An 11,794-nucleotide genomic window follows, 5' to 3' on the forward strand; every position below is an offset into this window, starting at 1 on the left:
CTGAGCAGTGGGCCACTGCCAAGTTTTTCGCGCAGCAGAAAACGTGGGTACAAGGCCCTTACCCTGCACAGTGTGTCTTTCCCTCCTCCCACGCTGCTGGTGAATTGATTCGCCTGTCCGCGCGTCTGTCGTTGGATTTTGTGTTGGCTGTGGGGTCGCGTGTCGCAACCTACGTGGCCGCATTTGATTCGCCAGTCAACATTCGTGTCGTTGCTTTTATATGTCACTGTCCTGCCTACGTGACGGACACGTTTGCTGGTTCCCCAGCAACTGAATCAGTTGCGTGAACGGCTGATGGCTCTCGGGAGTCATTGGCAATGACTGTTCCTGGCCGCCCGGACACTCAGAGCAGTGCGCGTACTGGCACCGCCGACTCAATGCTGTCGTAACGGCCCTCTAAATCAGCACCCGTTAGCCGACACCCGCTGGTTCCCGCGATCTCGTCGTCGATTACCGCTTGCGGGGTATCCCAATCTCATAGAGGTCGTCGTCTCACAACCATCAAGAGTCGCTTGTCGGTGTCAGCTTTCTTGCCACCCAATGGCATGATTTTGATTGTCGGACAACCGCCATTCCTTGGTGTCTCCATAATATCCATCGGATTCACCGACAGAAACCTCGTCGGTCGGACATGCACCAGAATCATATGAACCGATGGCTATCGCTGGCTGGGTCCATCTCTGGTGGTGGCTTTGGTCTGAGTTTGATATCGTCAAATTTCAGGTGATGCATGAACTCTCGCAAAATCAACAAGGTTGCAGCTAATTTTGGGTCGTCCGGCAGAGCCACTTGTGATGATGGACGTGCTTCGGACCGGGCCGCAAGCTGGTCGAACAGCTTCTCCACCTGTTCAAGGCTCAAGGTGACTGCCAGTTCGTCAGGCCAACCCGACAGTCTGGCAATGTCATGAATCATTTCATCCGTCGAATACAGAGACGCTCGCCGCCCTGCGACTGCACGGGCACGCGTGACTTTGTCCTCGACGACCATGATGGCCATCTCGATCTCTAACGGTGATGGCGGATTATGTTTGAAAAACTCGGATGAGGTCCGATGCGACCCCATATCGAGCATCAGAATTTGCGAGAGTTCGAAGCCCGTGCCTGATGCGACACACGTGCTGTCTTTGCCGACCCGCCATCGGGGTATCCAGCATGGCCGGAGAAATCTGGAAACGCACGATCAGGTGCTCACTTGATTGCGACACCAGAAAACGGTTTTCGATCGAAGACGCGTAGAGGCCAACCACCGATCCCGCATCAAAATTAAAGGCAATTCCTTCGCTGGACATATCCAGCACACCGGCCAGCTTGCCTTGGATGTCGCGAATGGGGGCAGCCGCGTAGTGCATGAAGTTGACACTTTCGAAAAAGTACTCAGCCCCCTGTACATATACCTGTTTACCGGTGCGCGCCACAATGCCGGGGGCCGTCGTTCCTATGGCCTCTTCTGCGAAGTTGACGCCTATGCGATGCGCCACCGGTGTGATTTTTTCGTGCACGCGCCCGGAGCAGGTGGCCCCAATCAGTACACCGCTGGGGTCGGTCAGCATGGCACCGCAATTCGTGGCCCCCAACACCGCGCCCAACTCATTGGCTTCTGCCAACCAGGCATCGCGCAGCAAGCGGTTCTTTTGTAAAGCCAGCTGAGCCCGGCTGGCTGACACTGGCTGAAACTCCAAGCGTCCGCTCGGGTCCTGTTTCTGTCTCAGGCATCTCGCCCAGGACTGAAACACAGCATCGCTAACAACGCCCGACGGCAGCTCGCCTTCCTCAAAATATCGTTGCCGGGCCAATGCAATCCGGTCCGCCTGGGTAGTGAAGAAGATGGATTGCATGGCCGGTGCTTCTGGAAATGGCAGACGCTACGCCATTTACGACGCGTCTGGCTGGGCCATGGGTGTCGCCCGCTGGAAAGCCTCCAGAGCGGCACACTGCGCATCCACCTCCATGATCAATGGCCAGCGCCCCAGGTCTACCTTGAACCGACGCGCACTTTCAATTTGGGGAATCAGGTACACATCGGCGATGCTGGGTCCGTAGCCAAAGCTGAAACCAGCGCGCCGGGTATCGGCCGCCAGCAGGGCTTCATAAGCATCAAAACCATCACCGATCCAGGTGCCGCACCATTGGTTGATGGCGGCATCATCTGCGCCAAAGCTGGCGCGCAGCGTGTCCAGAATGCGCTTGTTGTTGACCGGATGGATGTCGCAGCCGACGATGGCCGCCAGCGCCCGCACATGGGCCCGGTCGTTCAAATCGGCGGGCAGCAGCGCGGGCGTGGGGTAGCGCTCTTCTAGCCATTCGATAATGGCGACAGACTGCGTCAGCACTTGGTCCCCATCCACCACCGCGGGCACCAGGCCCTGCGGATTGAGTGCCTTGAAGGCTGCACCCTGGTGTTCGCTCTTGCGCAGGTCCACTGCCACGTAATCGTAGCCCAGACCCTTGAGGTTGAGCGCAATCCGCAGCCGGTGGGATGTGCCGCTGCGAAAGAAGTTGTAGAGCTTCATCGCGTCTGCTTACTTGGGCGCGCCGACCGTCAGGGCCACTTCGGCCACACCTTCCACGCGACCGGTAATCTTGTCACCAACCACCACCGGACCGACACCTTCGGGCGTGCCGGTGTAAATCAAATCACCCGGTTGCAGGTGGTAAAACAGGGAGAGATCGGCAATGAGTTCACGGATATTCCAGATCAGCTTGTCCACATTGGAGGACTGCTTGGTCTGCCCATTGACTTCCAGGGCGATGGCGCCACTTTCAATCACGATACCTTCCATGGGCACGATTTCCGAGCAGACGGACGACTGCTCCACATCCTTGCCCAAGTCCCAGGGGCGACCCTTGTCGCGCGCCACCAGTTGCAAGTCTCGGCGTGTCATGTCCAGGCCGGCTGCGTAGCCGTAGATCAACGTATGGGCATCTTCCGCCCTCACGCGAAAGCCCGCCTTACCAATGGCCAGAACCAATTCCATCTCGAAGTGGTAGTTGCTAGTCTCGGGTGGGTAGGCCACGGTTGCGCCCGAATCCGTCAGGGTCTGTGGCGCTTTGGTGAAGTAAAAGGGGCGCTCCACGGATTTGTCCACCGGACGCCCCATTTCCACCGCGTGGGCGTGGTAATTGCGGCCGACAAAGAACAGGCGGTTGATGGGAAAACGAGCGTCCAGGCCACGGACTGGAACGGACATTGCGGGTGGAGGGTTAAACAGGTATTGGGTCATGATCGTGCTACTTTTTAAGGATATTGAAGGGGTGTCTAGTGGGATGGTTGCAGTACCACGCAAGCGAGCACTTGCAGGAATGATTGTTGGGACTCAGCCACGGTCCTCGTACACGCCAAGCTTGCGATGCAGTGGCGCTTCATCCGCCACAAACAGGAAGGCGGGCGAAGTGGCGGAGCAGTTTTTCAAGGTCACGGCGGTATAGCCGGGCGCACAGCAGGTGTCGGCCTCGACCATGGTGAAGCCGGTGGCTTCCACTTGCACATCAGTCTGGCCTTCGATCTGGTGGAACACCTGAGCCGGCGAGCGTGCTGGCAGGCGCAGCGTTTCCCCTGGACGCAACATCAGCGCATAAAAGCCCAGAATGTTTTCCGCATCCGCACCGGTCTCGGGGTTCACATAGGTGACCTGCACGGCGTCTTGTCCGGATTGCTCCTCGGCCAGCGACAGCAATGCCGCCTTGGCATCAGCCCAGGGGTAGCGCAGCATGGGGTAAGCCTTGTCCGAGCGCTGGAACACCTTGGTGGGAGCCACGCCACCACGGGCATAGGCCTTGTAGCCCTGTCCGGATGTGACACTCTGGCTGGGCCCTTCCAGATGGTAGGAAGTCTCTGTGTAGTAGACCAAGGGCAGATCCAGCACATCCAGCCAGATCACCGGATCTTGGCCGTCATGCCCGTGCTCATGCCACAGGCCGGTGGGCGTCAGAATCAAGTCACCCCGCTGCATGGGGCATTTTTCTCCACCCACCAGAGTCCATGCGCCGTCGCCTTCCACCACCATGCGAACCGCATTGGGTGTATGGCGGTGCACCGGAGCCAGTTCCCCTGGTAACAGTAACTGCATGCCGAGGTACATGGCGGCGCTGGCCTGCATATTGTTGAGACCATGCCCCGGATTGGCCAGCACCAACACGCGGCGCTCGGCCTTTTCAATGGGCGTTAACTCCCCGGCCTGAATCAGCAGCTCACGAATCTCTCTATACGGCCAATGCGTGGTCTGTGTCTTGCGCGTTGGAATATTCGGCGGCAACACGCCACGCAGGCTGGGCCATAGGGGAACCAGGTTGCGTTGGGTGAGTTGGTCGCGATAGGCCTGCGGCAGGTCTTCCAGACGCCCCAAGGTGTCAAACCGATTGTTGTCTTCCATATTTTTCTCCAGAATGAATCAGGCTGCACCCAAACCCAAAGGTGCGGGTGTGCGTTTAACGATGTCGTGAAACAGTTTGTCAAACAACTCGTGGTCTGCCGAACCCACCAGAGGGTCGGCGTTTTGCGCAAAGGCATGGGCGATGGCATCCCAGTCCGATGGCAAGAGATGGGTTTCTGCTAGCGGCAGGAGTTCGTTTTCCTCCGCACGCAGATGCTTCCATGTGAAGTCGGCGTAGTTAGCAACCGTTGCCTGCAATGCGTCCATGCTGCCAGGCACACCAGCTTCGAAGTTCCCCAGATCGCGTCGCATGCCGGCCAGCGCGGCCGGCTCGGCCTGGTGCTGACTCTGCAGGGCATCGATCAGGCTGTCGGCCAAATGCGTGCGCTGTTTTAGATGGGTAAACAGCCAGTCGTCTTCCTTCGGATGGTGCAGGCGGTCAGGAAACGCGTCAATGTAATAGACCATGGCCCAAAACAGCCGGAAGTCCATGGTCATACGCTCTGCCTGAACCTCCAGCAGCATGGCCTTGATGTTGTTTATCACCGCAGCCAAGGCGCGATGCTCGGCGCGAATGATGCTGATGGCCTTTGACTTTGAATCGTTCATATTTTTCCTCTCTGCCAAGTTGCAGGGATTGTTTTTTTAGACACCCAGGTACTCATGCACGATGCGTGGCTCAGCTCGCAGTTCGCTGGAAGTTCCCGACCAGACGACCACGCCTTTTTCCAGCACAAAATGGCGATCTGCCAACTCCAGCAAGGGACCCAGGTTTTTATCGATCACGATCAGGGACAGGCCCTCAAGCTTCAGTTCCCCCAATGCGCGCCAGATTTCTGCACGAATGAGCGGAGCCAGACCCTCGGTCGCCTCATCCAGTACAACAAGACGCGGATTTGTCATCAAGGCGCGACCAATAGCCAGCATCTGTTGCTCACCGCCCGAAAGCTGCGAGCCCATGTTGCTGCGGCGCTCCTGCAGACGGGGAAAGAAGCCATACACCCGCTCCAAGCTCCAGTGCTTCAGACCGTTGGCGGCATTGCTGCGCGTCGTGGCAATCAGGTTCTCTTCAACCGTCAGATTCGGTAAAATCTGGCGCCCCTCTGGCACCAAACCCAAGCCCAGCTTGGCGATTTGGTAGGATGGCAGACACTCTGTGCGTTTGCCAGCAAACTCGATCTCACCGGCCTTGGGATCCAACATTCCAAACAGGCACTTGATGGTGGTCGAGCGGCCCATGCCGTTGCGACCCAGCAGGGTGATCACCTCACCCTCGGCCACGGATAGATCGACACCAAAGAGCACCTGTGCCGCGCCATAACCCGCCTTCAATCCCGTCACTTTTAACAAAGGCTTCATGATCAAGCGATCTCCTCTTCACCAAGGTAGATGGCACGCACTTCCGCATTGCCACGAATTTCCTCAGGTGTTCCGGTCACCATGAGGCGACCGTAAACCAGCACGCTGATGCGGTCTGCCAGGGCGAACACCGCGTTCATGTCATGTTCGACCAGCAATATCGTGTACTTGCGCTTGAGCGACTTGAGCAACGCCACCACCGCACCCGACTCCTGCACACTCATGCCAGCCATCGGCTCGTCCAGCAGCAAAAATTTTGGCCGCGCCGCAAGTGCCATGGCCAACTCCAGCTGGCGGCGTTCACCGTATCCCAACTCCGATGCCGGCGCATCAGTGCGCGTGTTGAGCCCAGCGGCCTCTATCCCTTCCCGAGCCGCCGCCAAGGCCTCACGGTCACCGAGCAAAGATCGCCAAAATTTGAACGCATGGGTGCGCGCACCCAGCGCTGCCAGCGTCGCGTTTTCCAATACCGTGAATTCGTCGAACACCGAGGTGATCTGGTAAGACCGCACCAGCCCCATGCGAGCGCGCGCATTGATCCCCAAGTCAGTCACATCTGCATTGCCAAAGCGGATGCGCCCACTGTCCGAGCGCAGCTCACCCGACAGCTGGTTGATCAGCGTGGTCTTGCCAGCACCATTGGGGCCAATGATGGCGTGAAGTTCACCTTCCTTGATATCCAGTGACACCTTGTCGGTGACCAGGATAGCGCCGTAGCGTTTGGTGATGGTATCGGTTTGAAGCAGTACCTTCATACGCTGCGCTCCTTTTTCATCAGCTTTTCCAGCCAACCCGTCAGGCCTGTTTTACCCAGCATGGCAACACCCAGAATGGCAAGGCCAAACACGGCCATCCAGTGCTCGGTGGCAGCTTTCAGCAGCTCTTCAACGCCTAGAAATGCCATGGCACCCAAGAACGGCCCGAAGACGCTGCCCAGCCCGCCCAACACGATCATGACGATCAGTTCACCCGACACCGTCCAGGCCATGCTGCTGGGCGATGCATAGGCATTCAGATTGGCCAGCAACATGCCCGCCATACCGCACAGCACAGCGGAAATTGTGTAGGCTGCAAGCTGGTAGCGCTGCAAGGCCAAGCCCACGGACATGACCCGTCGGGCATTCTGGCGACCCGCGCGCAAGGCCATTCCGAAAGGCGAGGTCCGCAGTCGCAAGACCCAGTAGGTCAATGCCACCAGCAAGCCCCAGGCACAGTAGTAAACCGACAACGGGGTGTTCAATTGCAAGCCAAGGAAGTCACTGGCGGTGGCAATGCTCATGCCATCGTCACCGCCATACTGCTTCAGACTGACGATGACAAAGTAGCCCATTTGCGCGAAGGCCAGCGTGATCATGATGAATGCGATGCCGGAGGTGCGCAGGCTGATCAGTCCGGTAAGCCCTCCCACCACCGCACACACCAGCACACAAATACCCAAATGAATCCAGCCAGAAGACACACCATAGTAGGCCGGCAGCGAAACGCTGTACATGCCAATGCCGATGAAGAGCGCATGCCCCAGGCTGACCAAGCCGCCGAACCCCAGCGCAATGTTCAGCGCGCTGGCTGCGATGGCGTACACCAGGACGCGAGCGAAGAAGGCAACCCAGAAGTTGTCATCCAGTCCAATGGCAATCGGTGGCAGCACGGCCAGTGCCAGCAGCAGGAGTACCGGTATAAGCTGTGCCGGTCGAATCAGGTTTTTCATGACTTGGCCTTGTATGCGGGAAACAGGCCTTGCGGACGCCATGCCAGGATCACCGCCATAAGCAGGTAAATCAGCATGGATGCAAGGGCGGGACCGGCGGCGTTGGCGATCTCCCGATCGGCAAAGACGCGTATGAGCATGGGCAAAAAGGTTCGCCCCAGCGTATCGACCAGGCCAACAATGATGCCGGCATACAGTGCGCCACGCACCGAGCCAATGCCACCAATCACAATCACCACCAGCGTCGTGATCAGCACGGGCTCACCCATGCCGCTTTGCACCGACAGGATCGGGCCGGCCATGGCACCGGCCAGGGCAGCCAGGGCGGACCCCAGTGCGAACAACATGGCGTTGAGCAGCTTGATGTTGACACCCAAGGCGGCCACTATTTGCGGGTTGACCGAGCCGGCACGTATCAACATCCCAACGCGGGTCTTGTGAATCAGCCACTGACTGCCAGCGGCCACCAGCAGACCCACCACAATGATCAGGAAGCGGTAGCTGGGATAGGTAAAGCCCAGGAATTCGACGGTACCGGAAAGTGACTCGGGCAGTGAAACAAACATGGGCTGGGGACCCCAGATCATGCGCACCACTTCATTGAAGAAGAGCACCAGGCCAAAGGTCGCCAAGACATGATCAAGGTGGTCACGCCGGTAGAGTTTGGATACCGCAAGCTTTTCCAGAACCAGACCCACGACCCCACCCGTCACAACTGCAGCCAACACACCCAAGGCAAAGGAGTCGGTTCGCACGCCAACCACGGCCGCAGCATAGGCGCCCAGCATGTACATCGAACCATGCGCCAGGTTGACGAAGCTCATGATGCCAAACACCAGGGTCAGGCCTGCAGCCAGCAGAAACAGCATGACGCCGTACTGCAGGCCGTTGAGCAACTGCGCGATGAGCAAGGTGGCTGACATCACTTAGCCTTGCACTGCGCGACGTAGGAATCTTGATGGTCGGGCAAGGGTGTGCTCAACTGTTTGACGGTGACCGCACTGCCTTCCTTGACAGTCTGGAAGGCGTAGTAGTTCTGCACCGGCATGTTGTTGCTATTGAACCGGAACGGACCCCGGATCGACTTCAACTCGGCACCTGCAGACTTGACTGCGGCTGCGAATGCCACCTTGTCGGACGTGTTTCCCTTGACCTTGCGTACGGCAATGTCCAGCAGCTTTGCGGTGTCATAACCTACAGCCGCGTAATGACTGGGAACGCGACCGTACTTCTTGTTAAAGCTGGCAATGAACTCGGTATTGCCAGGCGTCTTCAGCGCCACATCCCACATGGCGCCCGAAATCGTCCCGACGGCCGCGTCGCGCAAGGAAGGCAGGGTGGTGCCATCCACGGTGAAGGCAGACAACAGCGGGAGCTTCTTCATCAGGCCGGCCTGGCTGAACTGTTTGACGAAGTTCACGCCCATGCCACCCGGATAGAACACGAACACGGCATCTGGTCCGGCAGCCTGCAGTTGCGCGATTTCGGCGGAGTAGTCAGGCTGGTTGACCTGGGTGTACACCTCATCGGCGACCTGGCCCTTGAAATAGCGCTTGAAGCCAGCAACATAGTCTTTGCCGGCCTGGTAGTTGGGGGCCATCAGATAGACACGCTTGTAGCCGCTGTCTTGAGCGAACTTGCCCATGGCCTCAGCGGTACCGTCGTTTTGCCAGGCCATCGAAAACACATTGGCCAGGCAGCCGGCTCCTGCCAGCGGGGATGGACCTGCATTGGTTGCAATGGCGACCGTTCCAGACTCCACGATGCGCGGCAAGCTGGCCATCAGCACGTTGGAGAATCCCAGCCCCACAATGGCGTCCACCTTGTCGCGATCAATCAATTTGCGCGCAATCTGGTTGCCCAACTCAGGCTTAAGCTGGTCATCTTCACGCACGACCGTGACCTCTTCGCCGCCCAGCTTTTTGCCCAAGGCTTCGATGCCCAGCATGAAGCCGTCGTACTGGTCTTGGCCAACAGCAGCAACAGGTCCGGACAGGGGAGCTGTAAAGCCAATTTTGACCTCTGCATGGGCAGCGGACAGGCTAAGCACGGCCATGCTGTATGCAATGGTCTTGACGATGGAATGAGTTTTCATGTTTGTCTCCTAATAATTCAATAAGTTGGGTCAATTCAGTCGAGTTTCAGCATCACGCGCATGTTTTCAATACGGACTGCGTAAGTCTTGATGTTCTCGGTCAAGGGGGCGCACATCGCCAGGCCGGAGCAAACATCAAATCTCCCCTGATGCAAGGGGCACTCGATTTCACGGCCTTCAAGAAAGCCGTCGCTCAAGCGCGCATGGCCGTGGGTGCAGATGTTGTCCGTTGCGAAGACCTCGCCGTCAACCTCGTACAACGCAATCTCCTTGCCCGCTACCTGCACTGCCATAACATCACCCTCGGGAACATCCGAAAGCGCTGCTGCATCCATCCAGTTTTCAGCCATGGTTTGTCCTTAAATTGGATAGATGATGGAATTGGCGATCATTTCACTGTCGTAGACGCAAAGACGCGACTGAAACTTCAACCCTTCAGGCGTTCTCACGATCAGATCGCGGTAATAGCCAACGTTGAATACCGTCGAATCCCCGTCATATTTGGTCCTGATAACCGTGTAATTGGCCTCCGAGGTGATGCGCTCGCCATAGATGTTGCGCTCCACGGACACCACGCGAGGGGTACCTACGATGTGACGCTGGTAATAGGGGTCGTGGTACAAAGTCTCCTTGACGCCATACACCCGGTCGCGAATCATGTTCTTGCTCTCCAATGCCAGCAGGCACAACCTCGTCGACCTCGGGCAATTCGATCACGCAGTTGTCGGTCAGCACCGATTGGCATGCCAGTACGTAGTCGTCTTTTCCAGTGTGTGGTCTGCCGGCCTCAGGTCCACTGCTGCGCACCTGACCTGACAGCACACGGCAACGGCAGGTACCGCAGCGCCCTGACATGCAGCTGTAGGAAATTGGCAATTGGTTGGCTCTGAGCACGTCCAGCAGATTGCTTCAGCTGTCCACATTCAGACGCACGTTGAGAGGTTTTACGACGAGTTCCATATGTTGAGGCTGATGCCTTTGTCTCCTGTTTGGAGGAATTATGGAGACACCGTTGATATAAGTCTATAAAGAAAATCCAATAGATATAATCACCGTTGTGAATATTGGGGTGATGCATGGATCTGCGTGAAATTGACCTAAATCTTCTGGTTGTCTTCAACCCCCTGATGGCCACCCAAATTCCCCCACTTGTGGCCACCTCAAATTCCCCCACCCTGAGCGCGGCGTGATGGCTGGTTAAACCCAGCTGTTGCAGCGCCTTGGTCAATACCCGGCAGGACGTTACCTTAACCCCCTCACTACCCGAGGGAAAGCGCCACGCTGGCCGCGACTCAGGCACCACACCGAGCACAAAACCAAGCAGGGGTATCACAATGACCATGGGCAAACATGAGATTGAACGCGCCCTCATCGAGTTGCGCCTGTCGGGCATGGCGGCCACGCTGGACACCCGTGTCCTGCAAGCCCAGGCCAGCGAACAACCTTTCCTTGAAACCTTCTGCATGCTGCTGCAAGACGAACTTGACCGCAGGCGATCGCGTTTGACCGAGCGGCGTTTCAAGCAGTGCGGGCTCGATGAGCGGTTGACGCTGGCAGACTTTGATTGGCACTTCAACCCCAAGGTGCCACGCCAGGCCTGCTTTGAGTTGCATACCTTGAAGTTCATCACCGAGGGGATCAATGGGCTGCTCATTGGCAAGCCCGGCACCGGCAAGAGCCACATCGCCAAAGCTGTCGCCTACCAGGCCACCTTGCAGGGCTATGACGTGCGTTACGTGGAGGCTGACAGCGTGTTTGCGCATTACTGCCTGGCCAGCCCGATTGAGCAGGAAAAACTGCTCAAGGGCATGCTGGAGCCAGCTTTGCTGGTGCTCGATGATCTGTTTCTCGCGCGGCGCATCTCCGACGGTGCTGCCGAGTTGCTGCAGACGGTGGTGCACCGGCGCTACAAGCTGCGCCGCTCCATCGTGGTGACCTCCAACCGCATTGTTGAGGATTGGGGCAAATACCTGGGCGACAACACGATGAGTACGACCATTCTGGACCGGCTGATGCACCGCTCGGCCCTGCTGGCGTTCGAGGGCAAGAGTTACCGGCTCAAGGAGGCTGCCTCGCGCATCGCCAGTGCCAGCGCCGCGTGATCAACCCGCCCGCCGTGGACAACTGTCCTGCCCACAGGGCGGGCCTGTGGACAGCCGGTGCTGCGCACCGGTGCGACAGTTGACCACCGCTCCCCGGTGTTTGCCTTGGGCCTGACGCGCTGGCGCTTGCCAAACAGCCATTTATAAAAACCCCAAGA

13 protein-coding genes and 2 pseudogenes are annotated in these 11,794 nt (G+C 57.9%); 1 reads left to right on the top strand and 14 read right to left on the bottom strand.

Going from position 1 to position 11,794, the window contains the following annotated elements; genetic code table 11:
- Positions 1–642: 642 nt before the first annotated feature.
- The 14 genes and pseudogenes from PNAP_RS12255 to PNAP_RS28255 all read right to left on the bottom strand — a co-directional run.
- Entirely contained in the window at positions 643–1,074 is a 432-nt protein-coding gene (locus PNAP_RS12255) for a hypothetical protein (protein ID WP_332261682.1), read from the bottom strand.
- On the bottom strand, positions 1,025–1,837 hold the full coding sequence (locus PNAP_RS27905) for a GAF domain-containing protein (protein ID WP_049763678.1): 813 nt from the start codon (positions 1,835–1,837) through the stop codon (positions 1,025–1,027). Before PNAP_RS27905 ends, PNAP_RS12255 begins: the two co-directional genes overlap by 50 nt.
- A 36-nt stretch (positions 1,838–1,873) precedes the next feature.
- A complete protein-coding gene (maiA, locus tag PNAP_RS12265) occupies positions 1,874–2,512 on the bottom strand; it encodes a maleylacetoacetate isomerase (RefSeq protein WP_011801836.1) in 639 nt (212 codons plus the stop codon).
- A gap of 9 nt (positions 2,513–2,521) precedes the next feature.
- Positions 2,522–3,223 carry a fumarylacetoacetate hydrolase family protein gene (locus PNAP_RS12270; RefSeq protein WP_011801837.1) on the bottom strand — a complete coding sequence of 234 codons (702 nt, stop codon included), beginning with the start codon at positions 3,221–3,223 and terminating at the stop codon, positions 2,522–2,524.
- 93 nt (positions 3,224–3,316) lie between these two features.
- Entirely contained in the window at positions 3,317–4,372 is a 1,056-nt protein-coding gene (locus tag PNAP_RS12275) for a cupin domain-containing protein (RefSeq protein ID WP_011801838.1), read from the bottom strand.
- Between the two features lie 18 nt (positions 4,373–4,390).
- Entirely contained in the window at positions 4,391–4,981 is a 591-nt protein-coding gene (locus PNAP_RS12280) for a hemerythrin domain-containing protein (RefSeq protein ID WP_011801839.1), read from the bottom strand.
- A 36-nt stretch (positions 4,982–5,017) separates the two neighbouring features.
- On the bottom strand, positions 5,018–5,731 hold the full coding sequence (locus tag PNAP_RS12285; RefSeq protein WP_011801840.1) for an ABC transporter ATP-binding protein: 714 nt from the start codon (positions 5,729–5,731) through the stop codon (positions 5,018–5,020).
- Positions 5,732–5,733: 2 nt separating this feature from the next.
- On the bottom strand, positions 5,734–6,486 hold the full coding sequence (locus tag PNAP_RS12290; RefSeq protein WP_011801841.1) for an ABC transporter ATP-binding protein: 753 nt from the start codon (positions 6,484–6,486) through the stop codon (positions 5,734–5,736).
- Positions 6,483–7,439, bottom strand: a complete 957-nt coding sequence (locus tag PNAP_RS12295) for a branched-chain amino acid ABC transporter permease (RefSeq protein ID WP_011801842.1) — start codon at positions 7,437–7,439, stop codon at positions 6,483–6,485. The genes PNAP_RS12290 and PNAP_RS12295 overlap by 4 nt, the downstream gene beginning before the upstream one ends.
- Positions 7,436–8,362: a branched-chain amino acid ABC transporter permease gene (locus tag PNAP_RS12300; RefSeq protein ID WP_011801843.1), complete on the bottom strand. Its 927-nt coding sequence runs from the start codon at positions 8,360–8,362 to the stop codon at positions 7,436–7,438. Before PNAP_RS12300 ends, PNAP_RS12295 begins: the two co-directional genes overlap by 4 nt.
- Positions 8,362–9,534, bottom strand: coding sequence for an ABC transporter substrate-binding protein (locus tag PNAP_RS12305; protein WP_011801844.1), 1,173 nt, complete (start codon positions 9,532–9,534; stop codon positions 8,362–8,364). Before PNAP_RS12305 ends, PNAP_RS12300 begins: the two co-directional genes overlap by 1 nt.
- 35 nt (positions 9,535–9,569) lie before the next feature.
- On the bottom strand, positions 9,570–9,884 hold the full coding sequence (gene nagAb, locus PNAP_RS12310; protein WP_011801845.1) for a naphthalene 1,2-dioxygenase/salicylate 5-hydroxylase systems ferredoxin NagAb: 315 nt from the start codon (positions 9,882–9,884) through the stop codon (positions 9,570–9,572).
- Positions 9,885–9,893: 9 nt separating this feature from the next.
- Positions 9,894–10,226: pseudogene (gene nagH / locus PNAP_RS25660) on the bottom strand (dalicylate 5-hydroxylase small oxygenase NagH); the annotation flags it as partial.
- A pseudogene (locus PNAP_RS28255) lies at positions 10,219–10,437 on the bottom strand (2Fe-2S iron-sulfur cluster binding domain-containing protein); the annotation flags it as partial. The pseudogenes PNAP_RS28255 and nagH, both read right to left, overlap by 8 nt.
- Before the next feature lie 431 nt (positions 10,438–10,868).
- Between PNAP_RS28255 and istB the strand changes: the two are divergent.
- Positions 10,869–11,636, top strand: a complete 768-nt coding sequence (gene istB, locus PNAP_RS12320) for an IS21-like element helper ATPase IstB (protein WP_011801847.1) — start codon at positions 10,869–10,871, stop codon at positions 11,634–11,636.
- Positions 11,637–11,794 lie beyond the last annotated feature (158 nt).

Origin of the sequence: Polaromonas naphthalenivorans CJ2 (assembly GCF_000015505.1) — a bacterium.
GTDB lineage: Bacteria > Pseudomonadota > Gammaproteobacteria > Burkholderiales > Burkholderiaceae_C > Polaromonas > Polaromonas naphthalenivorans.